The organism is Streptomyces sp. URMC 123, assembly GCF_051386515.1.
Lineage (GTDB): Bacteria > Actinomycetota > Actinomycetes > Streptomycetales > Streptomycetaceae > Streptomyces.
The window spans coordinates 1-25,863 of the sequence record NZ_JBPQTV010000056.1; the positions used below are offsets into that span (position 1 = coordinate 1).

Annotated in this window: 17 protein-coding genes and 1 pseudogene; 6 read left to right on the forward strand and 12 right to left on the reverse strand. The window is 73.7% G+C overall.

Annotated elements, in window-relative coordinates:
- Positions 1-80 precede the first annotated feature (80 nt).
- The 9 genes from ACSNOD_RS10030 to ACSNOD_RS10070 form a co-directional block, all read right to left on the reverse strand.
- A complete protein-coding gene (locus tag ACSNOD_RS10030) occupies positions 81-1,322 on the reverse strand; it encodes an NAD(P)/FAD-dependent oxidoreductase (protein WP_436766465.1) in 1,242 nt (413 codons plus the stop codon).
- The gene (locus ACSNOD_RS10035) at positions 1,319-2,722 is read right to left on the reverse strand and encodes an FAD-dependent oxidoreductase (protein ID WP_436766466.1); all 1,404 of its coding nucleotides are present in this window, start codon (positions 2,720-2,722) and stop codon (positions 1,319-1,321) included. The genes ACSNOD_RS10030 and ACSNOD_RS10035 overlap by 4 nt, the downstream gene beginning before the upstream one ends.
- Complete coding sequence (locus ACSNOD_RS10040; protein ID WP_436766467.1) at positions 2,719-5,124, reverse strand: molybdopterin oxidoreductase family protein; 2,406 nt, start codon at positions 5,122-5,124, stop codon at positions 2,719-2,721. Before ACSNOD_RS10040 ends, ACSNOD_RS10035 begins: the two co-directional genes overlap by 4 nt.
- On the reverse strand, positions 5,117-6,688 hold the full coding sequence (locus tag ACSNOD_RS10045; protein WP_436766468.1) for an MFS transporter: 1,572 nt from the start codon (positions 6,686-6,688) through the stop codon (positions 5,117-5,119). Before ACSNOD_RS10045 ends, ACSNOD_RS10040 begins: the two co-directional genes overlap by 8 nt.
- Before the next feature lie 121 nt (positions 6,689-6,809).
- Positions 6,810-8,300: a class-II fumarase/aspartase family protein gene (locus tag ACSNOD_RS10050; protein ID WP_436766469.1), complete on the reverse strand. Its 1,491-nt coding sequence runs from the start codon at positions 8,298-8,300 to the stop codon at positions 6,810-6,812.
- Complete coding sequence (locus ACSNOD_RS10055; protein ID WP_436766470.1) at positions 8,297-10,276, reverse strand: FAD/NAD(P)-binding protein; 1,980 nt, start codon at positions 10,274-10,276, stop codon at positions 8,297-8,299. The genes ACSNOD_RS10050 and ACSNOD_RS10055 overlap by 4 nt, the downstream gene beginning before the upstream one ends.
- Positions 10,273-11,979: a class I adenylate-forming enzyme family protein gene (locus ACSNOD_RS10060; RefSeq protein ID WP_436766471.1), complete on the reverse strand. Its 1,707-nt coding sequence runs from the start codon at positions 11,977-11,979 to the stop codon at positions 10,273-10,275. The genes ACSNOD_RS10055 and ACSNOD_RS10060 overlap by 4 nt, the downstream gene beginning before the upstream one ends.
- Before the next feature lie 43 nt (positions 11,980-12,022).
- Positions 12,023-12,565, reverse strand: a complete 543-nt coding sequence (locus ACSNOD_RS10065) for an SRPBCC family protein (RefSeq protein ID WP_436766472.1) — start codon at positions 12,563-12,565, stop codon at positions 12,023-12,025.
- Between the two features lie 252 nt (positions 12,566-12,817).
- Positions 12,818-13,831, reverse strand: a complete 1,014-nt coding sequence (locus tag ACSNOD_RS10070) for an NADPH:quinone reductase (RefSeq protein ID WP_436766473.1) — start codon at positions 13,829-13,831, stop codon at positions 12,818-12,820.
- A 122-nt stretch (positions 13,832-13,953) separates the two neighbouring features.
- On the opposite strand from ACSNOD_RS10070, the gene ACSNOD_RS10075 reads away from it, so the two are divergent.
- From ACSNOD_RS10075 to metF, 6 genes are all read left to right on the forward strand, one after another.
- On the forward strand, positions 13,954-14,427 hold the full coding sequence (locus tag ACSNOD_RS10075) for a GNAT family N-acetyltransferase (RefSeq protein ID WP_436766474.1): 474 nt from the start codon (positions 13,954-13,956) through the stop codon (positions 14,425-14,427).
- Between the two features lie 80 nt (positions 14,428-14,507).
- Positions 14,508-15,194 carry a methyltransferase gene (locus ACSNOD_RS10080; protein WP_436766475.1) on the forward strand — a complete coding sequence of 229 codons (687 nt, stop codon included), beginning with the start codon at positions 14,508-14,510 and terminating at the stop codon, positions 15,192-15,194.
- 39 nt (positions 15,195-15,233) lie between these two features.
- Positions 15,234-16,442, forward strand: coding sequence for a methionine adenosyltransferase (gene metK, locus ACSNOD_RS10085; protein ID WP_436766476.1), 1,209 nt, complete (start codon positions 15,234-15,236; stop codon positions 16,440-16,442).
- Between the two features lie 185 nt (positions 16,443-16,627).
- Entirely contained in the window at positions 16,628-17,608 is a 981-nt protein-coding gene (locus ACSNOD_RS10090) for a carbohydrate kinase family protein (RefSeq protein WP_436766477.1), read from the forward strand.
- Positions 17,605-21,123: a methionine synthase gene (gene metH, locus ACSNOD_RS10095; RefSeq protein ID WP_436766478.1), complete on the forward strand. Its 3,519-nt coding sequence runs from the start codon at positions 17,605-17,607 to the stop codon at positions 21,121-21,123. The genes ACSNOD_RS10090 and metH overlap by 4 nt, the downstream gene beginning before the upstream one ends.
- Positions 21,120-22,007, forward strand: a complete 888-nt coding sequence (gene metF, locus ACSNOD_RS10100) for a methylenetetrahydrofolate reductase [NAD(P)H] (protein WP_436766479.1) — start codon at positions 21,120-21,122, stop codon at positions 22,005-22,007. The genes metH and metF overlap by 4 nt, the downstream gene beginning before the upstream one ends.
- A 42-nt stretch (positions 22,008-22,049) precedes the next feature.
- Here the strand turns inward: metF and ACSNOD_RS10105 are convergent, their stop codons facing one another.
- The 3 genes and pseudogenes from ACSNOD_RS10105 to ACSNOD_RS10115 all read right to left on the reverse strand — a co-directional run bounded on the left by ACSNOD_RS10105 (position 22,050) and on the right by ACSNOD_RS10115 (position 25,773).
- Positions 22,050-22,631, reverse strand: coding sequence for an NADPH-dependent FMN reductase (locus ACSNOD_RS10105; protein ID WP_436766480.1), 582 nt, complete (start codon positions 22,629-22,631; stop codon positions 22,050-22,052).
- A 141-nt stretch (positions 22,632-22,772) separates the two neighbouring features.
- Positions 22,773-24,411, reverse strand: a pseudogene (locus tag ACSNOD_RS10110) (MFS transporter).
- 222 nt (positions 24,412-24,633) lie between these two features.
- The gene (locus tag ACSNOD_RS10115) at positions 24,634-25,773 is read right to left on the reverse strand and encodes a nucleotide disphospho-sugar-binding domain-containing protein (RefSeq protein WP_436766481.1); all 1,140 of its coding nucleotides are present in this window, start codon (positions 25,771-25,773) and stop codon (positions 24,634-24,636) included.
- Positions 25,774-25,863: the final 90 nt, after the last annotated feature.

Sequence of the window (25,863 nt, forward strand, 5' to 3'; positions counted from 1 at the left end):
CTCCGGCCCCCCGGCCCCCGGCTGGTTCACCCGCGCGTGACCCGGCCCCGGCCCCCGCAGGCGGCCGGGGCCCACGCCGATCAGCACAGATAGTGCTCCGGCGGCGCCGTCAGCGGGCGGCCCAGCAGCGAGCGCAGCGTCCCGTAGGCCGCCGCGTCGCCCGCCAGCACACCGCCCAGCAGCACCCGGCCGGACTCGTCCAGGACGAGCTTGGCGTACCGCCGGCCGTCGCCGCCCGCGTAGGCGAACTCCATCGCCCCCGGCGTGCGCGCGTGGGCGTCACCGAAGCTGGCGACCTCCACGCCGAGCAGCTTCAGCCGCGTGGACAGGTCGGCGCCCGGGAACGGGCGGGCCTCCAGGCCGAGCAGCCGGTCCGCGACGAGCTCCGCCATCCGGTAGCCCGGCGCCACCAGCCCGTACGTCGTGCCGCGCACCGCCGCGCACTCGCCGATCGCCCAGATCCGCCCGTCCCGGGTGCGGCAGTGCTCGTCGACGAGGAAGCCGCCGCGCTCGGCGGTGGCGAGCCCGGCCGGCCCGGCCAGCTCGTCGCGCGGCCGCACCCCGGTCGCGAAGATCACCACCCCGGCGGCGAGCGCGGTGCCGTCCGCGAGCGTCACGCCCGCCACCCGGCCGTCCGGGCCGGCGTCCACGGACCGTACGCCGGCCCCGCAGTGCAGCCGGACGTCCAGCTCGCCGACGAGCCGGCCCAGCACCCGCCCGCCGCCCTCGTCGAGCTGCACGGGCATGGGCCACGCGGCCAGCTCCACCACATGGGGGCGCAGCCCCAGCAGCCGCAGCGCGTTGGCGGCCTCCAGCCCCAGCAGGCCGCCGCCGACGACGACCCCGGCGGCGGCCCCGGGCGCCCCGGCCGCGGCGCGCGCCGCCGTGGCGCGGATGGCGTCCAGGTCGGCGATGGTGCGGTAGACGTGGCACCCGGGCAGGTCGTGGCCGGGCACCGGCGGCACGGCCGGCCGGGACCCGGTGGCCAGGACCAGCACGTCGTACGGGACCCTCCCGCCGGAGCCGGTGACGACCGTACGGGCGCGGCGGTCGATCGCGGTGACGGTGGTGTTCAGCCGCAGCTCGACGGCGGGGTCCTCGCGGGGGTCCCGGCCGGGCAGGGCCGGCGGGCCCGCGCTCCCGGGCCCGCCGCCGGGGGCCAGGTACGCGGACAGGTTCACCCGGTCGTACGCCGGGTGGCCCTCCTCCGCCAGGACGGTCACCCGCCACGCGTCCGTCGCGTCGCCCTCGCGCAGCCGGGTCACCAGGTGGTGCGCCGCCATGCCGTGGCCCACCACGACGAGATGTCGCTCCCCGGTCATGTGCGCGCGAGCTCCCGGGTCGGCGCCGGCACCTCGGCCGCCACGCAGCGGACCTCGTTCGCGCACGAGCCGCAGCCCGTCGTGGCGCGCGTGGCGCGGGCCAGCGCCGCCAGGTCGTGGGCCCCGGCCCGGCACGCGGCGACGATGTCGCCCTTGGTGACGTGGTTGCAGTGGCAGATCACCGCGTCGTCGGGCAGCGCCGTGCCGTCCGCGCCCCAGTCCACGGCCGTGCCCAGCAGCAGCGCGAGCCGGTCGGCGGGGACCGGGAGGTCGTGGTCGTAGAGGTGCGTGACCGTGGCGATGGCCTGCGGGAAGCCCACCAGGACCGCCGCGCCGACCCGCCCCCGGCGCAGCGCGAGGCGGGCGTAGCGGCCGCGGGCCGGGTCGGCGAGGGTGACCAGCTCGACCGCGGCCGCGGGGTCGGTCAGATCGCGCAGCCGCCCCAGCGAGACCACGTCGAGGCCGGTGGCGCGCAGCCGGGTGACGGGCCGGCCGCCGGTGTAGCGCGCGGGCCGGCCGGCGAGCAGCCGGGCGAGCGCCTCGGCCTGCTCCCAGGCGGGGCCCACCCGCCCGGCCACCGTGCCCGCGTGCTCCGCGCAGTCGCCGATCGCGTGCACCGCCGGGTCGTCCGTGCGCAGCTCGTCGTCGACGAGCACCCCGCGCCGCACCGCGAGCCCCGCCCGGCGGGCGAGGTCGGCGGCCGGCGTCACGCCCGTGCACACCAGCAGCGTGCCCGTGCGCACCACCCGGCCGTCGTCCAGGGTGAGGCGGCCGGGCCTGTAGTCGACGGCCCGGTGGCCGAGGAGGAGGGTCAGGCCCAGCCGTTCGAGGTGCTCCACCAGGAGCCGCCCGGCCGGGGCGTCCAACTGGCGTTCCATGGGGTGCGCCTTGGGGTGGACGAGGGTGACGTCGCGGCCGGCGGCCAGCAGCGCGTGGGCCACCTCCACGCCCAGGACCCCGCCGCCGAGCACGGTCAGCGGGCCGTCCGGCAGGGGCGGGCGGTCGCCGAGCTCCCGCACGGTGCGCACGCCCTCGGCCAGCCGCCCCTCGGGGGTCAGCAGGCCGGGCAGGAACGGCAGGTTGGGGCGGGCGCCGGTGGCCAGGACGAGCACGTCGTACGGGTGCGGCCCGCGTGGGTCGCCGTGCACCAGCCGGCGCGCCCGGTCGATGGCGGTGACGGTCACCCCGAGCCGTACGTCGGTGCCCTCCGGCAGCGGGGGCAGCGACAGCGCGGTGGGCGGCAGGGTGCCGGAGAGGACGGCGGGGAGCAGCACGCGGTGGTACGCGGGCCGCTCCTCGGCGCCGAGGACGGTGACGGGGTCGTGGTGGCCGTGGTGCCGCAGCCGGTCCACGAACCGGTGGGCGGCGGGGCCGTTGCCGATGACGAGAATGCGCCTCATGGATCTCCCCCGGTGGGTGCGGTCGGTTCCGTGTCGGGTGCGCCCGCGGCCGTGGGCGCCACCCGCTCCAGCCGGACCGCCGCGAGCTTGAACTCCGGCATGCCGCTGCGCGGGTCGAGCGCCGGGTTCGTGATGAGGTTCGCCCGGCCCTCGGCCGGATAGTGGAACGGCAGGAACACCGTGTCGGTCCGCGCCGTCGCCACCAGCCGCACCCGGGCGACCGTCGCGCCCCGCGCGGACACCACCCGCGCCAGGTCACCCTCGGCCAGCCGCGCCCGGGCGGCGGTGTCCGGGTGCAGCTCCACGTACGCCTCGGGCGCGGTCGCCGTGAGCTCCGGCACCCGGCGGGTCTGCGCGCCGGACTGGTACTGGGCGAGCACCCGGCCGGTGGTGCCGCGCAGCGGGAAGTCGGCCCCGGTGGACTCCGCGGAGTCGCGGTGGTCGACGGCGGCGAAGCGGGCGCGGCCGTCGGGGTGGGCGAAGCGGTCGAGGAAGAGCCGGGGGGTGCCGGCGGGTTTCGCCGTGCCGGCCGGCCTCTCCGCGCCGGCGGTGCTGTCGGTGCCGGCGGAGCTGTACGTGTCGTCCGTGCCCTCGGCTCCTCCGGCGTCCTCGGCGTCCTCCGGGCACGGCCAGTGCAGCGCCTCGCCCGCGTCCAGCCGGTCGTAGTCGATGCCGGAGTAGTCGGCCACCCCGCCCCGCGAGGCGCGGCGGAGCTCGTCGAAGACCTCGCGCGGCCGGTCGGGGAAGCGCTCGGCCGGCTGCCCGAGGCGTACGGCGAGCCCCCGCAGCACTTCGAGGTCGGTACGCACGCCCGGTGGCGGGGGCAGCAGCCGGCGGCGGCGCAGCACCCTGCCCTCCAGATTGGTCAGGGTGCCCTCCTCCTCGGCCCACTGGGTGACGGGGAGCACCACATCCGCGAGCCGGGCGGTCTCGGAGGGCACGAAGTCGGCGACCACCAGCAGGTCCAGCGCGGCCAGCCGCTCGGTGACGTGCCCGGCGTGCGGGGCGGAGACGACCGGGTTGGCGCCGAAGACCAGCAGGGCGCGCGGCCCGCCGGCGGTGCCGAGGGAGTCGAGCAGCTCGTACGCGCTGCGGCCGGGGCCCGGGAGGGACTCGGGGGGCACGCCCCACACGGCGGCCACCCGCTCGCGGGCCACCGGGTCGGTGATCGACCGGTAGCCGGGCAGCTGGTCGGCCTTCTGGCCGTGCTCGCGGCCGCCCTGGCCGTTGCCCTGGCCGGTGAGACAGCCGTAGCCGCTGCCCCGGCGGCCCGGCAGGCCCAGGGCGAGCGCCAGGTTGATGAACGCGGCGGCGGTGTCGGTGCCCTTGCTGTGCTGTTCGGCGCCGCGCCCGGTCAGCACATACGCGCGCCGGGTGCCCGCCAGCAGGTCCACCGCCTCGTGCAGGGCGGCGGCCGGCACGCCGGTGACCCGCTCGACGCGCTCGGGCCACCAGGCGGCGGCCCGCTGCCAGGCGTCCTCGAAGCCGCTGGTGCGGTCGCGCACATAGCCGGTGTCGACGCGGCCCCCCACGACGGCCAGGTGGAACAGGCCCAGGGCGAGCGCCAGATCGGTGCCGGGGGCGGGCTGGAGGTGGAGGGCGGCGCGCTCCGCGGTCGGGGTGCGGCGCGGGTCGATCACGATCAGCCGGGCGCGCTCCAGGTGGCGCATCAGCGGGGGCATGGTCTCGGCGGGGTTGGCCCCCGCGAGCAGGATCGTTTCGGCGCCGGCGAGGTCGGTGACCGGGAACGGCAGCCCCCGGTCCAGCCCGAAGGCCGCGTTGCCGGCCGCCGCCGCGGAGGACATGCAGAAGCGGCCGTTGTAGTCGATCAGCCGGGTGCCGAGCGCGACCCGGGCGAACTTGCCCAGCAGATACGCCTTCTCGTTGGTCAGCCCGCCGCCGCCGAAGACCGCCACGGCGTCGGGGCCGTGCTCCTCGCGCAGCCGCCGCAGCCGCTCGGCGACGGTGTCCAGGGCGGCGTCCCAGCCGGTGGGCACCCGGTGCCCGGACGCGTCCCGGACGAGGGGGGCGCGCAGCCGGTCGGGGGCGGCCAGGACCGCCGGGGCGGTCCAGCCCTTGCGGCACAGCCCGCCCCGGTTGACGGGGAAGTCCGGGTCGGGCGCGACGGAGGCGCCCTCGTCGGTGCGGGTGAGGACGGTGCCGCACTGGAGGGCGCAGTACGGGCAGTGCGTGCGGACGGGGGTGGGCGGCGCGGCGCGGACGGTGGTGCGGCCGGCGCGGGGCCCCTTGTGGCGCCACGCGCCCCAGCCCGGCGCGCCGTTGGCCGTACGGCCGCCGGAGCCGGGTGGCGTCGCCCCGTTGGGCGTGGCCGGCGGTGTTCCGCCGGGCGTGCGGCCGTCCGGCCCGGGTGGTGCCGCCCCGTCCGGGGACTCCTCACGCACGGGTCGTCTCCGCCGCCGCGTCCCCCGCGCCCGGGTGGGACACGGTCCGCGCCGCCGCCACGTCGGCCAGCCCCGGGCCCGCGCCCGCGGCAGAGACCGCCGTCACCCCCGTACCCGCGCCCGTGACCGCCGCCGCGGCCGGGGCCACCGTACGGGGGCCGCCCGCCGCCCGGATGCGACCGCCGGCCGCGGGCGCCCCGGCCGTGCCGCGCCCGTACGCCCCGCTCCCGCCGCGCAGATAGACCGCCCAGGTCACCGTCACGCACACCGCGTAGAAGGCCAGGAAGGACCAGAACGCCGGGCTGCCGGAGCCGGAGCCGTCCGCGCCCCCGCCCCCGTACGCCCCGCGGAACGCGAGGTTGATCGCGACCCCGCCGAGCGCGCCGACCGCCCCGGCGATGCCGATCACCGCGCCGGACAGCCGGCGCGCGTCGGTGAAGGCCCGCTCCGCGTCCCGCCCCCGGGTCACGGCCTCCTCCGCCTCGCGGGCGAAGACCGCCGGGATCATCTTGTACGTGGAGCCGTTGCCGATCCCGCTGAGCACGAACAGCGCGGTGAACCCGGCCACGAACAGCCCGAACGAGCTGCGCGCGGAGGCCACCAGCAGCACCGCCGTGCCCACGCCCATGCCCAGGAAGGTGGCGAGCGTCACCCGGGCGCCGCCCCAGCGGTCGGCGAGCCGGCCGCCGAACGGCCGGGCCAGCGAGCCGAGCAGCGGCCCGAGGAAGGTGTAGGAGGCCGCCTCCAGCGGGGTGGAGCCGAACTCGTACCGCAGCACCAGCCCGAACGCGAAGCCGTAGCCGATGAACGACCCGAAGGTGCCGATGTAGAGCAGCGAGATCCACCAGGTGTGCCGGCTGCGCAGGGCCTCGCGCTGGCCGCCCTTGGGGGTGCGCACGGCGGCGAGGTTGTCCATGAAGACCGCGGCCAGCAGGGACGCCAGCACGATCAGCGGCAGATAGACGGCCACCACGTAACTGGGGTGGCGGTCGCCGGCCGTCGCGATCACCAGCAGGCCCAGCAACTGCACGGCGGCCACGCCGAGGTTGCCGCCGCCGGCATTGAGGCCCAGCGCCCAGCCCTGTCGGCGCTGCGGGTAGAAGGCGGTGATGTTGGTCATCGAGGAGGCGAAGTTGCCGCCGCCGACGCCCGCCGCGGCGCCGATGAGCAGGAACACCCACAGCGGGGTGTCCGGCCGCTGCACGAAGTACAGCGCCAGCGTGGCCGGCACCAGCAGGAGCGCGGAGGAGAACACCGTCCAGTTGCGGCCGCCGAACCGGGTCACGGCGTAGCTGTACGGCAGCCGCAGCACCGCCCCGACCAGCGTGGGCACCACGACCAGCAGGAACTTCTCGTCCGCCCCGAAGTGGAACCCGATCTCCGGGGACATGAACAGCACCAGCACCGACCACAGGCTCCACACGGAGAACCCGATGTGCTCGGAGAGGATCGACAGGATCAGATTGCGGCGCGCGATGTACTTGCCACCGCGCTCCCAGAAGACCTCGTCCTCCGGGTCCCACGTCTCGATCCAGCGCTTGTTGGCGGGCGGTGAGGTCGTCATGGCTCTATCCGCTTTCCCTGGTGATTCCCTGGTGTTCCGGTCCCTGGTGTTCCCTGACGTGTCCCTGATGCGCGCCTGGCGTGCCCCCGGTGGCGAGCGGCCGGGGGTCACCGCTTTCGGGTCATGGGCGCCCCTTGTGCCGGGCGAGGGCCCGGTCCACGAGGGGGCCGGCGCCGCCCGTGTACGCGGTCGGGTCGCACAGCGCCCGCAGCTCGTCCGGCTCCAGCCGGTCCGCCGCCTCCGGGTCCTCGGCGAGGACGTCGGCGAGCGGCCGCCCCGACTCCGCGGCCGCCGTCGAGGCGCGGCTCAGCAGCGCCTTGGCGGCGGCCTTGCCCAGCCGGGGCGCCAGCACGGCGGCGATCCGCTCCGAGACCACCTGACTGCCGGTGATCGCGAGGTTCTCCCGCATCCGCTCCGGGCGCACGGTCAGTCCCTCGGCGAGCTCGACGGCCGTGGCCGCCGCGCCGCCCGTCAGCCGCAGGCACTCGCGCAGCAGCAGCCACTCGGCGTGCCAGGCGCCGGCCGACCGCTCGTCCTCCGACAGCAGGCACTGCGTCAGCCCGGCGGCCAGAGCGGGCACTTGGAGCGCGGCGCTGCGGATGAGCGTGGCGAGGACCGGGTTGCGCTTGTGCGGCATGGCGGAGGAGCCGCCGCGGCCCTCGGCGGTGGGCTCGGCCACCTCCGCGACCTCCGTCCTGGCCAGCGACTGCACATCGACGGCGATCTTCCCCAGCGCGCCCGCCGTGAACGACAGGGCGGCGGCGAGGTCGGCCATCGGGGTGCGCAGCGTGTGCCAGGGCAGGACGGGCTCGGCGAGGCCGGTCTCGGCGGCGAACGCCGCGATCAGCCGGTCCTGGTACGCGCCCGGGTCCCACCCGGCGGTGCCCCCGGCGCCCGTCTCGATACCGGTCGCGTCCCCCGCGCCCGGCTCCGCGGTGCCACCGGTTCCGGCCGCCGGGCCGTCGATCCGCGCGTACTCCAGATAGCCGGCCAGCGTGCCGGCCGCGCCGCCGAGCGAGACCGGCAACCCCTGCTCCAGCACCCGCCCGAGGCGCTCCTCGGCGTCCAGCACCAGCCGGTGCCAGCCCGCCGCCTTCAGTCCGAAGGTGGTGGGGACGGCATGCAGGGCGAGGGTGCGGCCGGCCATCGGGGTGTCGCGGTGCTCGGCGGCGAGCACCGCCAGCGCCCCGGCCGTACGGCGCAGGTCCGCCGTGACGATCCGCAGCGCCGCGGCGGCCACCAGCATCGCCCCGGTGTCCAGGATGTCCTGGCTGGTGGAGCCCCGGTGCACATACTCGGCGGCGGCCGGGTCCTCGGCCGCCACCGCCTCGGTGAGCGCCCGGACCAGGCCGACCACGGGGTTGGCGGTCTCCCGGGAGCCGACGGCCAGGGCGCGTACGTCGATCCGGTCGGCCCGCGCCGCGCGGCCGATGGCCTCCGCGGCCGCCGGGGGCAGCACGCCGAGGGACGCCTGGGCGCGGGCGAGCGCGGCCTCGGCGGCCAGCATGGCCCGCAGCCAGGCCGTGTCGCTCACGGCGGCCTCGACGGCGGTGCCGGCGCGGACAGGGGAGAGGAGACCGCTGTCCGCGTCGGCACCCGGGATCACCGTCACACGATCACGCCCGTCAGGTCGGTCTCCGCCTCCGTCGGCCGGACCGCGAACGGCACATGGGCGACGGGCGGCAGGTCCAGCACGGCGCGGGCGATCGCGTCCGAGTCCCCGAGGGTGACCGAGTCGACGCCCGGCCGGATGCCGGCCGCGGTGACCCAGTGCACCGACTCGGTGGGGACGCCGTAGGCGAACCGGCGCGGGTGTGCCCGCCCCTTGCCGTCCAGCACCCGGTAGGGCCGCTCGGTGACGGCGAGCCCGCCGGTCTCGTACGCCGAGCCGCGCGCCCCCGGGATGGTGTACGGGTGGCACTGGTCGGTCTCCAGCAGGTGCCGCAGCAGCGGGTCCTCGGTGCGGCGCAGATCGGGCTCGGGCAGCCGGGCCTCGATCAGCGCGGTGGCCCGCACCGGCGGCCCGGGCACCACGCCGGAGGTGGCGACGAACGCCGGCTGGTCGGTCTCGATCCGTACGACGGTGCCCGGCCCGGTGATCTCCAGGACGCCCGCCTCGATGAGCGCGATCATCTCCTCGATGCGGGAGGCGGGCGGCCCGATGGACAGGAACGCGTTGAGCGGGGTGTACCAGCCCTCCAGGTCGTCCCGGTGGGAGTTGCCCTCCAGGCCGCCGTGGTCGACCGCGAGCCGGATCTCGTTGCGCAGGTCGCGCAGCACGTCCAGGGCCGCCTTCAGGGGGCCGCTGACATTGCCGCGCCGGGCCTCCTGGACGTCCCGCCTCAGGTACTCCACCAGCCAGGCGTGGAAGTCGGCGCGGTCGGCGAACTTCCGGTCGCCGTAGGGCTTGGAGATCTTCTCCCAGTCCCAGCGGTCGGCGAGGGAGATGCCGTACGCGTCCAGCAGCTCGTCAGGGGCCTGGTCGATGGGGCGGTGCAAATAGCGCTCGGTGAACTCCTCGCGCTCGGCGTCCCGGCCACGCGCGGTGAGCAGGGTGCCGTAGTAGACGCTCTCGACCTCGCGCGAGATCAGCGGCCACAGGTCGGTGCCGAAGTGGACCGGGCGGCCCTCGTCGGCGCGGGCCCGCAGGGACTCGATGAGGTCGGCCGTGAGCAGCTTGGGGAAGTACCGGCCGTAGGCGCCCTTCTCGTTCTCGCCGCGGGCGTGGTACGGCACCCCGCGCCGGGAGAAGGCGTACAGCTTGGGCTCCCGGCCGGAGGCGCGGTAGACCAGCCGGCCGTTCTCGTTGACGAACATGCCGCCGCGGCCGACGGTGAACAGCGCCATGTGGTCGAAGAAGTTCAGCCCGAGGCCGCGCAGCAGCACCGCCTGGCCGGGCTGGATGCCGCTCAGGTCGAGGTCGGCGGGGTTGGCCGGGGTGATGTAGGTCAGGTAGTGGATGCGCGCCAGGCTGGCGGTGCGCGCCTCGCGGGCGGTGAGCCGGGCGGGCACGTGCCCCTGGGCGAGCACGATGGCGTCGAGCCGGTTGAGCCGGGTGCCGTCCTCCAGCCGCACGCCCTGGGGGCCGCCGGGGACGCCGTGGGTGTCGGCCATGGCCACGGCCCGGGAGCGGTGCACCGTGACGGTGACGTGCTCGGGCGCGCGGTCGACGACCCGCTGGAAGCTGTCGCCCAGGTAGCGCCCGTAGAAGGCGCGGGTGGGGTACGAGTCGGGGCCGAGCCGCCTGGCCTCGGCGACGGTCTCGTCGTCGTAGCCGCTGGTGTCGGTCAGTTCGGCGACGCTCCGGGCCCACTCGTACAGGCTGGGGCCCGGCTCGATGGGGCCGTCGATCCGCGCGCTGTCGTCGGTGTAGACGGTGATCTGCGAGGCGACCGTGTTCATCAGCAGATGACGGGACTGCTCGGTGCGCCAGACCGTGCCGGCGCCGGGCGCCGAGGGGTCGACGACGTGCACCGTCACGGAGGTGTGGGCGGTGGACGCGCGGGCGTTGGCGCAGAGCCGCTCGAGCACGGAGAGCCCTCGGGGGCCCGCGCCGACGATGCAGATCTCTATCTCATCGCTGCTCATGCGAGGTCCTTGTCGGCGGAGTCGGCCGCGACGCCGGTCGCGGGGTCGATGGCGGAGTCGGTCTCGGTCTCGGTGGTGCCGGTGCCGGTGCTCGCGGTGGCCGTGGTGCTCGCGGTGGCGGTGCCGACAGCGGCGGAACCTTTCGCCGGCTCGCGCAGCAGCCGCGCCAGCTCCAGCCGCTTGATCTTCGTGGTGGAGGTCTGCGGCAGGTCCTCCAGGCGCCACTGCACGGGCTCGCCCATCGCCGGCAGCCCCACCACCGCGGTCCGCCACTGCTCCCGGTCGAGCGGCTTGTCGTCCCGGGTGCACACGACCGGCACCGGCAGCCCGTTCTCGTCCGGGATGATGATGACCTCGACGAGGTCGGGCACCCGGGTGAACAGCTTGTCCTCGATCTCCAGCGTGGACTCCACGCCCTCGATCTCGTCGACCTCGCGGTCCAGCAGGTGCAGACAGCCCCACTTGGTTCGGTAGCCGACGTCGCCCATCCGCCACCAGCCGTCGTTGACCTGCTTCTCCCAGCGCTCGTGCTCGCCGAGGTAGGTCACGATCCGGCCGTCGCTGCGCACCTCGATGAACCCGGGGTTGGACTTGCTCGGCGGGTTGCCGTCCCGGCTGACCACGCGCACCCCGGTCATGCCGGGGAACGGCACGCCCACGCAGCGGCCGTTGAAGTCCGCGCCGTCCTGCGGGGAGTAGGTGCGGGCGGCGATCGGGCCGACCTCGCTCTGGCCGTACGCCTGGGCGAACCGCGGGTTCTTCCGCCGCGAGGCCCCGAGCAGGGTGTGCACCGTGCGCGGGTGGATGGCGTCGAAGGTGCTGCTGAAGTACTTCACATTGGCCAGCGGCCGGCGCGGGTCGTCGGCCAGCACCTCCCAGCGCAGGAAGGTGTTGGGGTGCGCCTCGATGAACCCGGGCGGCACCTGCGCGAAGAGGTCGCCCACCGTCTTCGGGTCGTCGTCCCGCAGCACGATCAGCGGGTGGCCCTGGAGGATCGAGATGGGCATGGCGGTGTACATCCGCGAGTGCACGAACGACACATGGACCGCGACGGGTTCGTTGGTGCGCACCCCGAGGCGTACGACCGTGCCCTGCGGGCGGTAGCGGGCCTGGAAGGTGTGCCCGGTGTGCACCGCGAGCTTGGGGATGCCGGTGGTGCCGGAGGTGTGGGTGATCAGGAGCGGGTGGTCCGGCGCCATGACCACCGGCTCCACCCGCCGGGCCCCGGCGAGCGAGGAGAGTTCCGTGGCGCCCTCGTGGCTGCCGGAGGTGAGCAGCACCCGCTCGGAGAGGCCGAAGACCTCCGCCGGCAGCTCCTTCTCCAGCTTGGCCTGGTCCGTCACCAGATACGGCTGGTCCACCCGGCGGATCAGCTCGGCGACGGTCGCCCCGTCCAGCTTGGGCGACAGCAGGACGGCGACGGCGCCGATCCGGGTGATGGCGCACGCGAGCAGGGAGATGTCGAAGTTGTCGGTCTTGTGGACGACCACGCGGTCCCCGGGCCGGACCTTCACGGCCCACAGCCGGGAGGCGTAGTCGGCGATCAGGTCCGCCATCTCCGTCAGGGTCGCGCGACGGCCCAGCTCGGGGGCGATGTCCAGGTCGTGGTCGAGGATCACCAGACTCGCCGGGTTCCGGGCCGCCGCTCGGTCGAAGAGCGTTCCCAGCCGGATTCCCTTATTGCCTATACGCTGAAGAAACACGTACTCGCCCTTTCATCCCTGGCTCGGAAGAGTGACGCGGACGTCACTGCGATTCGATGACGTCCTTGATGCGCTTCAATGTGGCGTCGAGGTCCCGCACCAGCTTTTCGGTCCAGTCCTCGATGAACCTCTTCCGGTCGTCCTCGTTCAGGTCCTTGACAATCTTCTGAATGCCGGCGGTGGCCTTCCCCATGCGGAAGTGGTGCACGAGGACGCAGCCCTCGGGCGCGGGCTCCATGTCGAAACCCCAGACGCTCTCCTGGTCCTCCTGGGCGTGGCTGAGCATCATCCAGCGGAAGGTGCGGCCGGGCTCGGCGGCGACCACCCGGGCCTCGGTGTGCCAGACGCCCCTGATCAGCGGCGCCCAGGCGACGACGGACTCGCTGCGCAGGTTCTCGCCGCGGAAGACCGCGCCCACCGTGGCCGGCTCGCCGGAGATCCAGGTGCCGCCCTGGCACTCCGGGCTCCACTCGCCCTGCCGGGGCAGGTCGCTGACGACGGAATAGACCTCTTCGGGCGTGGCCGAGACCGAAATCCGGGCGCTGAGTTCGAAAAGCGGGGAGTTGTCGACGATGGATTTGGTCATGGCAGAAATCCTTTCGATGGGCGGTCGCCGCGGTCAATGCGGGCCGGCCTGGTCCGTCAAGTTCGGGGGAAACTCCACCGGGCGTCGAGCGCGCTTCCAGGTCGTGTCTTCAAAGTCCCGTCTGCCTGGCGACGCCTGGCACGCACGCTCGCTGCGTTGTCGTCAGTCGCCAATGCTCCGCAGTGGCTCCCTCCTCCGCCTTGCGATCGCACGCACCAGACGCCGCCAGGCCCGCCCTCCGGGCGGACGACGCTACTTTGAAGACACTCCCTGGCGGGCGCCGGAACGGAAGTTCTCCGTGCGCAGCACGAGCTTTCCGTGGACCTTTCCCTCCTCCAGCCGGCGGTGGGCCTCCGCGGCGGCGCTCAGCGGCAGCACCTCGGTGCCCCGGGGCCGCAGCAGGCCCGCGGCCGCCAGCCGGCCGATCGCCCCGGCGGCCTCCGCGAGCTCCGCCGTGTCGGCCTGCGAGATGGCGAACCCGATCACCGAGCAGTCCTTGAGGTAGAGCGGCCCCACCGGCAGCACCGGGCGGGTGCGCATCCCGGCGAGCAGCACGATCCGGCCCCGCTTGGCGAGCAGGTCCACCGCGGCCGGCACGTCGTTGCCGGCGGAGGTGTCCACGTACAGGTCGACGCCGCGCGGGCTGAGTTCGCGGATGCGCTCGTGCACCCCGGGGGTGCGGTAGTCGATCACCTCGGCGGCGCCCAGCGCCCTGCAGTACTCCAGGTCCCGGGCGCCCGCGGTGGCGATCACCCGGGCGCCGGCCTGCGCCGCCATCACCACCAGGGCGCTGCCGACGTTCCCGGCCCCGCCCAGCACCGCCACGGTCTCCCCGGCGCGCAGCCGGCCGTGGGTGAACAGGGCGAGATACGCGGTGGCCGCCGGGTGCGCCAGCGCCACGATGTCCACCGGGTCCACGCCCTCGGGCAGGTGGTAGAGCCGGTCCACCGGCACCACGGCCCGCTCCGCGGCGGCGCCCTGACGGCCGTCGTGGCCCAGGCTGTTGCACCACACCGGGTCCCCGACCCGGAAGCCGGGCGCGCCCGGCCCGGCCGCGGCCACGGTGCCCGCGAGGTCCCGGCCGACGACGAAGGGAAACTCCAGCGGGGTGCGCCAGGCCCCGGACCGTACGAAGGTGTCCACATGGTTGACGGAGACGGCCGCGACGTCGACGAGCACGTCGTTCGGCCCTGGCTGCGGGGAGTCCAGCTCGCCGTACCGGATGGTCTCCGGGGGCCCGAGCTGCTCGATATAAGCGGCACGCATGTTCATGGATTCTGGCGACGCCCGGCCCCCGGGGCCCGGGGACGACCGGGGGTCTGTCAGCTTCACCCGCGGTGTGTCAGGTCCGCGTGGCACCGGGCCGCGCGCTGCCTACGATGCTCGCCATGGAGCTGATCACGGAGGATGTGACGCCCGACGACCCCCGGATGGCCGCCGAAGTCGAGCCGTTGATACGGACGTTGCGCCCGGCGCTCTCCGCCGAGGCGTTCGCCGTCTTCGCGGCGGAGGCCCACCGCCAGGGGTTGGTCTTCACCCTCGCCCGTGACCCGCGCGGCCGGTGTCTGGGGGTGGCCACCCACCGGGTGCTGGCCACCAGCCGGGGCCGGCTGCTGTTCGTCGACGACCTGGTGACCGACCCGGCGGCGCGCTCGCGCGGCGTCGGTGCCCATCTGCTGGCCGAGCTGGAGTCCCGGGCCCGGCGCGCGGGCTGCGACCGGATCGAACTCGACTCCGGCGTGGCCAATCACGGGGCCCACCGCTTCTACCACGCCCACCGCATGAGCATCACCGCGTTCCACTTCGGTCGTGAACTGCCCGCGCGGGAAAGGCGACCCGGCGCGTCCGGAATGCGCACTTGACAGACCATGCGGGGGCCTGATGACGGCCCATCGGTCCGCAGGGAGAGTAGGCGCATCACGGTGCACCGAGGGAGAAGAAGATGACGGACGACGTGAATGTCGGGTTCTCGGAAACGGCCCGGCACGAGGGCACGACGGATCAGCCCATGGAATTCGAGCTGCTGGATCTGCGGTGGGAGCTGCTGCCCAATGTGTTCGCGCCGTTCCACTCCCCGTCCACGGCGTCCTATTCCCGCTGGCTGCCCTATCCGCGGGGCGGCTCCCTGCTGGAGATCGGTTGCGGCGCGGGGGTCACGGCGGTGCACGCGGCGCTGAACGGCTGCGCCGCGGTGACCGCCACCGACATCAGCCAGGCGGCCGTGGACAACGCGGCGCGCAACGCGGCGCGGCACGGGGTCGCCGACCGGGTGCGGGCGGTGCGCAGCGACATGTTCGCCGCGCTCGACCCCGAGGACCGCTTCGACGTCATCTTCTGGAATTCCCCGGCCATCGAGGCACCCGAGGACTTCTCCTACACCCGCGACATCGAGTGGTCCATTCTCGACCGCGGCTATGTCTCGCACCGGTCCTTTCTCCACGACGGGCCCCGGCATCTCACCGAGAACGGCCGGCTCTTCCTCGGCTTCAACAGCCGCGGAAACGACGAGCTGATCGCCGACCTCGCCGAGGAGGAGGGGCTGCGCATCGAAAAGCTCGCATCCACCAGCCATGACTTCGACGACCGCACCGTGGAATTCCGGCTGCTCGAATTCATCAGGAAGAACTGACCACCGGGCCGCCGCCGAACCCCCTTGACGAGGAGTCCCATGTCCCGCCGCCTGTTCACCTCGGAGTCCGTGACCGAGGGCCATCCCGACAAGATCGCCGACCAGATCAGCGACACGATTCTCGACGCGCTGCTGAGGGAGGACCCCACGTCGCGCGTCGCCGTGGAGACGCTGATCACCACCGGTCTGGTGCACGTGGCCGGCGAGGTGACCACCTCGGCCTACGCGCCCATCGCCGCCCTGGTGCGCGAGAAGATTCTGGAGATCGGTTACGACTCGTCGAAGAAGGGCTTCGACGGGGCCTCCTGCGGGGTGTCGGTGTCCATCGGCGCGCAGTCGCCGGACATCGCCCAGGGTGTGGACACGGCGTACGAAAGCCGCGTCGAAGGCGACGAGGACGAGCTGGACCGGCAGGGCGCCGGTGACCAGGGTCTGATGTTCGGCTACGCCTGCGACGAGACCCCGGAGCTGATGCCGCTGCCGATCAGCCTCGCGCACCGGCTGTCCCGCCGGCTCACCGAGGTCCGCAAGAACGGCACCATCCCCTACCTGCGCCCGGACGGCAAGACGCAGGTCACCATCGAGTACGACGGCGACAGGCCGGTGCGCCTGGACACCGTCGTGGTCTCCTCGCAGCACGCCTCCGACATCGACCTGGAGGCCCTGCTCACCCCCGACATCCGGGAGCACGTCGTCGACGCCGAGCTCGCGCGGCTCGCCGAGGACGGCATCACCCTGGAGACCGAGGGCTACCGGCTGCTGGTGAACCCCACGGGCCGGTTCGAGATCGGCGGCCCGATGGGTGACGCCGGCCTGACCGGCCGCAAGATCATCATCGACACCTACGGCGGCATGGCCCGCCACGGCGGCGGCGCGTTCTCCGGCAAGGACCCGTCCAAGGTGGACCGCTCGGCCGCGTACGCCATGCGCTGGGTGGCCAAGAACGTCGTCGCGGCCGGCCTCGCGGCCCGCTGCGAGGTCCAGGTGGCCTACGCGATCGGCAAGGCCGAGCCCGTCGGCCTCTTCGTCGAGACCTTCGGCACCCACACCGTCGACATCGACCGGATCGAGCAGGCCATCACCGAGGTCTTCGACCTCCGCCCGGCCGCCATCATCCGCGACCTCGACCTGCTGCGCCCGATCTACGCCCGGACGGCGGCGTACGGGCACTTCGGCCGCGAGCTCCCCGACTTCACCTGGGAGCGCACCGACCGGGTGCAGAAGCTCAAGGACGCCGTCGGACGCTGACGGCCCCCGTGACCCGGTGGGGGTGTGACCCCCGCACACCCCCACCGCCGTACCACCGCGTGACCCGCTGACCGCCGCGTGACCCGCGGACTTCCGCGGAACGCGCGGAAGCCCGCAGAACGCGCGGTACCCCTCGCCGTCCCGGCGCGGGGCCGGCCGCGTCCCACCGTTGCTGAGGAGCCGACGTGCGTATCGCGGTAACCGGATCGATCGCCACGGACCACCTGATGACCTTCCCGGGCCGGTTCACCGACCAGCTCATCGCGGACCAGCTCTCCCATGTCTCGCTGTCCTTCCTGGTCGACGACCTGGAAGTGCGCCGCGGCGGGGTCGCGGCCAACATCGCCCTGGGCCTGGGCAGCCTGGGCCTCACCCCGCTGCTCGTGGGCGCCGTGGGCAGCGACTTCGCCGAGTACCGGGCCTGGCTGCACGAGCACGGGGTGGACACCGAGTCCGTCCGCGTCTCCCGCACCCGCCGCACCGCGCGCTTCCTGTGCATGACCGACGAGGACCTCAACCAGATCGCCGCGTTCTACACCGGCGCCATGGCCGAGGCCCGCGAGATCGACATCGCCGGGGTGGCGGAGCGGGCCGGCGGGCTCGACCTGGTGCTGATCTCCCCCAACGACCCCGAGGCCATGGCGCGGCACACCACCGAGTGCCGCGAGCTGGGCATCCCGTTCGCCGCCGACCCCTCCCAGCAGCTCGCCCGGCTCGGCGCGGAGGAGACCCGGCACCTGGTCGACGGGGCCCGCTGGCTGTTCACCAACGAGTACGAGGCGGCGCTGCTGCGGGAACGCACCGGCTGGCAGCGCGAGGACGTCCTGGCGCGGGTGGGAACGTGGGTCACCACCCTGGGGGCGAGTGGCGTCCGCATCGATCGGCACGGCCGGGACCCGATCGAGGTCCCGGCCGTGCCGACCGAGAAGGCCACCGAGCCGACCGGCGTCGGCGACGCGTTCCGGGCCGGCTTCCTGGCCGCCACCGGCTGGGGCCTGGGCCCGGCGGACGCCGCCCGGCTGGGCTGCGCCCTGGCCACCACGGTGCTCGCCGCGACCGGACCGCAGGAGTACACCGTCAAGCCGAGTGGGCTGCTCGCGGACATCGAGGCCGCCTACGGCGAGGCGGCGGCGCGCAGGATCTCACCCAAGCTGGAGACGTTGTGACCGCTCAGTCGTCCGCTCCGACCGCACGTTCCCGGGCCGAGGCCCTGCGCGAGGCGCTCGCCACCCGCGTGGTGGTGGCCGACGGGGCGATGGGGACGATGCTCCAGGCCCAGGACCCGTCGATGGAGGACTTCCAGCAGCTGGAGGGCTGCAACGAGGTCCTGAACGTGACCCGGCCGGACATCGTGCGCTCGGTGCACGAGGCGTACTTCGCGGTCGGGGTCGACTGCGTGGAGACCAACACGTTCGGCGCGAACCACGCGGCGCTGGCCGAGTACGACATCCCCGAGCGCATCGTCGAGCTGTCGGAGGCCGGTGCCCGGATCGCCCGCGAGGTCGCCGACGAGTTCACCGCCGGGGACGGCCGTACGCGCTGGGTGCTGGGCTCGATGGGTCCCGGAACCAAGCTGCCCACCCTCGGGCACGTCGGCTACGACGTCCTGCGCGACGCCTACCAGCGCAACGCCGAGGGGCTGATCGCCGGTGGCTCCGACGCGCTGCTGGTGGAGACCACCCAGGACCTCCTCCAGACCAAGGCCGCCGTGATCGGGGTGAAGCGGGCGCTGGCCGCGACCGGGACGGACCTCCCCCTGCTGGTGCAGGTGACGGTGGAGACGACCGGGACGATGCTGCTGGGCTCGGAGATCGGTGCCGCGCTGACCGCGCTGGAGCCGCTGGGCATCGACATGATCGGCCTGAACTGTGCGACGGGGCCGGCCGAGATGAGCGAGCACCTGCGCTACCTCGCCCGGCACGCCCGGGGCCGGGTCTCGGCGATGCCCAACGCGGGCCTGCCGGTGCTGGGCAAGGACGGCGCCCACTATCCCCTCACCCCCGCCGAGCTCGCCGATGCCCATGAGTCGTTCGTGCGGGAGTACGGGTTGTCGCTGGTGGGCGGGTGCTGTGGCACGACGCCGGAGCATCTGCGGCAGGTGGTGGAGCGGGTCCGGGATCTGACGCCGACGGAGCGCGAGCCGCGGCCGGAGCCGGGGGCGGCGTCGCTGTACCAGACGGTGCCGTTCCGCCAGGACACCTCGTATCTGGCGATCGGGGAGCGCACCAACGCCAACGGGTCGAAGAAGTTCCGCGAGGCCATGCTGGAGGGCCGTTGGGACGACTGTGTGGAGATGGCGCGCGACCAGATCCGCGAGGGCGCGCACATGCTGGACCTGTGCGTGGACTACGTGGGCCGCGACGGCGTCGCCGACATGGAGGAGATCGCCGGCCGCTTCGCCACGGCGTCCACGCTGCCCATCGTGCTCGACTCCACCGAACCGGAGGTCATCCGGGCCGGCCTGGAGAAGCTGGGTGGCCGCGCGGTCATCAACTCGGTGAACTACGAGGACGGCGACGGCCCCGACTCCCGGTTCGCGCGCATCGCCCGCCTCGCCTCCGAGCACGGCGCCGCGCTGATCGCGCTGACCATCGACGAGGAGGGCCAGGCCCGCACGGTCGAGAAGAAGGTCGAGATCGCCGAGCGGCTGATCGCCGATCTGACCGGCAACTGGGGCATCCATGAGTGCGACATCCTCATCGACTGCCTGACTTTCACCATCTGCACCGGTCAGGAGGAGTCCCGCAAGGACGGCATCGCCACCATCGAGGCCATTCGCGAGCTGAAGCGGCGCCATCCCGAGGTGCAGACGACGCTGGGCCTGTCCAACATCTCCTTCGGCCTCAACCCCGCCGCCCGCATGGTGCTGAACTCCGTCTTCCTGGACGAGTGCGTCAAGGCCGGCCTGGACTCCGCCATCGTGCACGCATCGAAGATCGTGCCGATCGCCCGGCTGGAGCCCGAGCAGGTCGAGGTCGCCCTCGATCTGATCCACGACCGCCGCCGCGAGGGCTACGACCCCCTGCAACGCCTCCTCCAGTTGTTCGAGGGCGTGGACGCGAAGTCCATGCGCGCGGGCAAGGCCGAGGAGTTGGCGTCGTTGCCGTTGGAGGAGCGGTTGAAGCGGCGGATCATCGACGGGGAGAAGAACGGTCTGGAAGCGGAACTGGACGCGGCGCTGGCGGAGCGGCCGGCGTTGGACATCGTCAACGAGACGCTGCTGGAGGGGATGAAGGTCGTCGGTGAGCTGTTCGGCTCCGGTCAGATGCAGCTGCCGTTCGTGCTCCAGTCGGCCGAGGTGATGAAGGGTGCGGTGGCCTATCTGGAGCCGCACATGGAGAAGTCGGATGCCGAGGGCAAGGGCACGATCGTGCTGGCGACGGTGCGCGGGGACGTGCACGACATCGGCAAGAACCTGGTCGACATCATCTTGTCCAACAACGGCTACACCGTGGTCAACCTCGGCATCAAGCAGCCGGTGTCGGCGATCGTGGAGGCCGCGCAGGAGCACAACGCGGACGTGATCGGCATGTCCGGGCTGCTGGTGAAGTCCACCGTGATCATGAAGGAGAACCTCGAGGAGCTCAACCAGCGCAAACTCGCCGCCCGCTACCCCGTCATCCTCGGCGGCGCCGCGCTCACCCGCGCCTATGTCGAGCAGGACCTGCACGAGATCTACGAGGGCGAGGTCCGCTACGCCCGCGACGCCTTCGAGGGGCTGCGGCTGATGGACGCCCTCATCGCGGTCAAACGCGGGGTGCCCGGGGCGAGCCTGCCCGAGCTCAAACAGCGCCGCGTCAAACCCGTAGCGCAGGCGGTCGTGGTGGAGGAGGGGGAGCCGGAGCAGGGGCCGGTGCGCTCGGACGTGGCCATCGACAACCCGGTGCCCACCCCGCCGTTCTGGGGCACGCGGGTGGTTAAGGGCATCCAGCTGGCCGACTACGCGGCCTGGCTGGACGAGAGTGCGCTGTTCAAGGGCCAGTGGGGGCTGAAGCAGGCCCGCGGCGGGCCCTCCTACGAGGAACTGGTCGAGAGCGAGGGCCGGCCGCGCCTGCGCGGCTGGCTGGACAAGCTCCACACCGAGAACCTGCTGGAAGCCGCCGTCGTCCACGGCTACTTCCCCTGCCACTCCAAGGGCGACGACCTCATCCTCCTGGGCGAGGACGGCTCGGAGCTGACCCGCTTCACCTTCCCCCGCCAGCGCCGCGGCCGCCGCCTGTGCCTGGCCGACTTCTTCCGCCCCGAGGACAGCGGCGAAACCGATGTGGTGGGCCTGCAGGTCGTCACCGTCGGCTCCCGCATCGGCCAGGCCACCGCCGACCTCTTCGAAGCCAACGCCTACCGCGACTACCTCGAACTCCACGGCCTGTCCGTCCAACTCGCCGAAGCCCTCGCCGAGTACTGGCACGCCCGCGTCCGCGCCGAACTCGGCATCGCGGACAACGACCCGACGGAGCTCGACGCGATGTTCCGCACCGAGTACCAGGGGTGCCGCTACTCCTTCGGCTACCCCGCCTGCCCGAACCTCGAGGACCGCTCCAAGATCGCCCACCTGCTCCGGCCCGAGCGCATCGGGGTGCTGCTCTCCGAGGAGTTCCAGCTCCACCCGGAGCAGTCCACGGACGCGATCGTCACCCACCACCCCGAGGCCAACTACTTCAACGCCGGAGGCCAGCGGTGAGCACGTTACGACAGATCCTGGCGGCCGGTGAGCGGTCGTTCTCCTTCGAGTTCTTCCCGCCCAAGACCGACGCGGGGCAGCGCACGCTGTGGTCCTCCATCCGCCGCATCGAGGCGCTGGCCCCCACCTTCGTCTCGGTCACCTACGGCGCCGGCGGCTCCTCCCGCGACCGCACGATCGCGATGACCGAGGCGATCGCCACGGAGACCACGCTGCGGCCCGTCGCCCACCTGACGGCCGTCGACCACTCCGTGGCGGAGCTGCGCCGCATCATCGGCCAGTACGCGGACGCCGGCATCCGCGACGTACTGGTGCTCCGCGGCGACCCGCCGGGGGACCCCCGCGGCCCCTATGTGCCGCACCCCGACGGGTTCACCTACGCGTACGAGCTCGTGGAACTCGTCCGTGAACTGGGTGACTTCAGCGTCGGGGTGGCGGCCTTCCCGGAGGGACACCCGCGCTCCACGGACCCGGAGAGCGACATCCGCCACTTCGTGGCCAAGTGCCGGGCCGGCGCGGACTACGCGGTCACCCAGATGTTCTTCCACGTCGAGGACTATCTGCGGCTGCGGGACCGGGTGGCGGCGGCCGGCTGCGACACGCCGATCATCCCGGAGATCATGCCGGCCACGGACGCCCGGCAGATCCGCCGGTTCGCGGAGCTCAGCGACGCGGCGTTCCCCGAGGACCTGGCCCACCGCCTGGAGGCGGCCCGGGACGACCCGGCCCAGGCGTACCGGATCGGGGTCGACTACGCGACGGCCATGGCCGAGCGGCTCCTGGCGGAGGGGGCACCGGGCCTCCACTACATCACCCTGAACCGCTCGACGGCGACCACGGAGATCCACCAGTCCCTGACGGGACTGGCCCTCAACGCGACGTGATCCCTCCGGCCGATCTCGCCGGCTGATGTCGCCGGCGAACCGTCACACCGCGTCGTACGGGCGCCGCGCGCGGGCCTCGCCCAGCGCGGTCGACCACCACACCAGCCGGTCGAGCATCGTCTTCGCCGCCGCCGTGGCCCCGCTGCCCTCCTTCAGCCGCCCGTCCTCGCCGAACTGCTCCCACACCCCGTGGAAGCTGACCACGTCGCGGATCGGCGCGGCGTGCAGTTCGTTGAGAACGGGTCGCAGCGCCTCGACCGCGCGCAGGCCGCCGGCGAGGCCGCCGTAGGAGACGAAGCCGACCGGCTTGGCCTGCCACTCGGCGTAGTGCCAGTCGATCAGGTGCTTCAGCGACGCCGGGTAGGCGTGGTTGTACTCGGGGGTGACCATCACGAACGCGTCGGCGGCGGCGAGCCGCGCGCCCACCGCGGCGAGCCCCTCGGGCCGTTGCTCGCCGAGCGCGTACGGCAGCTCGACCTCGGCGAGGTCGATGACGTCCACCTCGAAGTGGCCGTGCGTGCGGGCCTCCTCGGCGAACCAGTCGGTGACGGTCGGCGCGAATCGGCCCTCACGGACGCTTCCAGTGATCACGGCGAGGCGCTGGGTGGCTGCTGCGGTGGTCATGGTGGTGTCCTCTCACGACATCAGCGGAGGGTCTGCGCGGCGGTCCCGCCGCCGGTGCCCGGTGGATGACTCGAGCATGCAACCTCAACCAAACTTCAGGTCAAGCATCGATCGGCCGACACGACGTCAGTCGACGCGAAGTCAGTCCACGCGCAGTTGTGCCCGTACCTCCTCCGTCGACGGTGTGCCGGGCGCGTCGTTCCCGCCCGTCGTGCTCCCCTCCGGGCCGGCCCCGCTCGGGCCCGCCCCGTCCGTATCGGTCCGCACCGTCCGCAGCAGGGCCACGACCAGGACGGCCAGCGCGAGGGCGATGCCCACGCTCACCGCGGCGGTGAACCGCAGCCCCGCCGCGAACGCCTGGGACGCGGCGTCCATCAGCGCCACCCCCGTACCGTCCCCGAGCCGGTCCGCCGCGGCGGCCGCCGCGCCGATCGTGTCCCGGGCCGCGTCCGGCCCCGTCCGGCACCCCGGCGGGCAGGCGGTCGTCGATCTCCGAGCGGTAGACGGCCGTACCGACGCTGCCGAGGACGGCGATGCCGAGGGCCACGCCCATCTCGCTGCCGGTCTCGTTGATCGCGGACGCGGCGCCGGCCTTCCGCGGCGGCGCGGAGCCGACGATCAGATCGGTGCTCAGGGCCATGGTCGGCCCGAAGCCCAGGGAGAGGACGACGAGCCCGGAGACGATGGTGGGCAGCCCGGAGTCCGCGTCGACCCGGGCGAGCAGGGCGAAGCCGGCGGCGGCCAGCAGCAGCCCGGCGCCCATCAGATACGCGGCCCGCACCCAGCGCAGCAGCAGCGGGGCGAGCATGGTGCCCACGATGCCGGCCGCCGTGCCCGGCAGCGTCCACAGCCCTGCCTGGAGCGGGGAGAGCCCGGCCACCATCTGCAAGTACTGGCCGATGAAGAACTGCGCGCCGCCGACGGCGAAGACGGAGAGGGTCACGGCGCCGAGCGACGCGCTGAACGCCCGGTCGGCGAAGAGCCGCAGATCGAGCAGGGGGGCGCGGAGGGTGCGCTGGCGGCGTACGAAGAGCACCCCGAGCGCGAGCCCGCCGGCCATGGCGGCCACGGACGCGCCGTCCGCCCCGTGCTCGGCGAGGGCCTTGAGCCCGTAGACCACGGCCAGCACGGTGACCAGCAGCATGCCGACGCTGAGGAGGTCGAGCCGGCCGGGGTCCGGGTCGCGGGACTCGGGCAGCAGCACCGGCCCGAGGACCAGCAGCAGCGCGGCCACCGGCACGCCGAGCAGGAAGACCGAGCCCCACCAGAAGTGCTCCAGCAGGGCGCCGCCGACCAGCGGGCCGAGCGCCGTGCCGGCGGAGAACGCGGTGATCCACACGCTGATGGCGACCGTGCGCTGGCGCGGCCGGTGGAACATGTGGCGGATGAGCGACATCGTGGACGGCATCAGGGTGGCCCCGGCGACGCCGAGCAGCGCCCGCGCCACGATGAGGGTCTCCGCCGTGCCGGCGAGCGCGGCGAACACCGAGGCGAGGCCGAAGGCGGCGGCGCCGGCCAGCAGCAGCCGGCGGCGGCCCCAGCGGTCGCCGAGGGTGCCCATGGTCATCAGCAGGCCGGCGATGAGGAAGCCGTAGATGTCGACGATCCAGAGCAGTTGGGTGCCGCTCGGGGTCAGATCGGCGCTCAGCCGGGGCACCGCGAGGTGCAGCACGGTCATGTCGAGGCCGATGAGCATGGTGGGCAGGGCCAGCACCGCGAGACCGAACCACTCCCGCCGCCCGGCGCGTGGTGGTGCGGGGGACGTCAGATCTGGATTCATGCGTCGACGGTGGACTCGGGTAAAGACCGGGTCAAGGAGACGGCGGGCTCTCCGTCAGCTCGGGCCGCGAGGTGACGCGACGCGGTGCGGTGCGGTGCGGGCCGGCCGTGCCGCCGCGCGGGAAGGCGGACCGGGGTGCCGCGCGGAAGGCGGACCGGGGTGCCCGGTCGGGGGTTTCCCGGGCACTCCGGTCCGCGGCTCAGGGGCCCCGCGACGGGGGGTTCAGCTGTCGTGCACGAGCTTCTCCAGCACCGGGACCATGTCCGCCGGGGACGGCAGCGCGGCGATCTCCCGGGCCAGTTCGCGGGCGCGACCGGCGTACGAGGGGTTGTCGAGCAGCTCCCGGCAGGCCGCGGCGATGCGCTCGCCGTCCAGCTCGTGCGGCAGCAGGGTGATCGCGGCGCCGTACTCGGCGAGGCGCTTCGTCTCCTCCACGGAGGGCGACTGGAGCGTGACCAGCTGGGGCACGCCGGAGCTCATCGCCGTCATGTCGGTCACCCCGCCGCCGTGGTGCACCACGACATCGCAGGTGGGGATCACCACGTCCAGCGGCAGCCAGCCCGCCCGTACGCCCTCGGGCAGCGGGCGGAGCTCCTCCGCCACGTCCTCCGGCGCCGCGATCACGAGCTCCGCGTCCAGCGGGCGCAGCGTCGCGACCAGCTTCCGCAGGAAGTCCGCGGAGCCGTCGCCGGCGGAGACCCGGCTGCCGGCGGTGAGGAGGATGCGCCGCCGGCCTCCCCGGGTGAACATCCACGGCTCCAGCCGGCGGTGCGGGTTCGCGGGTATCCAGCGCATGACGTGCCCCGAGGCCGTGTTGGGCGGGCGGAGGCTGGGCGGGCAGACGTCGATCCACAGGTCCGGCTCGGGGAACCGGTCGAGCCCGAGGTCGTCGAGGAGCGGCCGCAGTTCGTCGTGCGCGCCCACGTCGTACCAGTACGAGTCGTTGGCGTCCCACTCCTGGCGGACGGCCGGGATGCCGAGGTGGTGGGCGAGCAGGGGCGCCGCGTAGAAGAAGCCGCCGCCGATCACGAGGTCGGGCCGCCACCGGTCGGAGAGCTCCAGCAGCCGCTGCACGCTCTCGGCGGCCACCTCGCCATAGTAGGAGCCGACGGTGCGCGCCATGGCCTCCGGCTCGGGGGGCAGCGAGCGGAGGTTCCCGTGCCGGTCCCGGGAGGTGAAGAAGTCGTCGCGCGTCCGGGGGGAGATGGACAGCGGTGGCAGGGCGACGCTCGCGACGATGTCGAGGAGGCCGTCGGTCGCCCCCACGAAGACCTCGTGCCCGGCGAGCCGGGTGGCCCGGGCGAGCGAGGTGTGGGCGAAGATCGGTGCGGCGCTGTTGCCGGAGATGAAAAGAACCTTCATGACTCCCTCTCTCGGTGGTGGTGAGGTCGGAGTGCGGTGGTTCCGGGGCCGGTCGCGCGGGGGAGGGGGTCGGTGCCCGCCGTAGGGGGA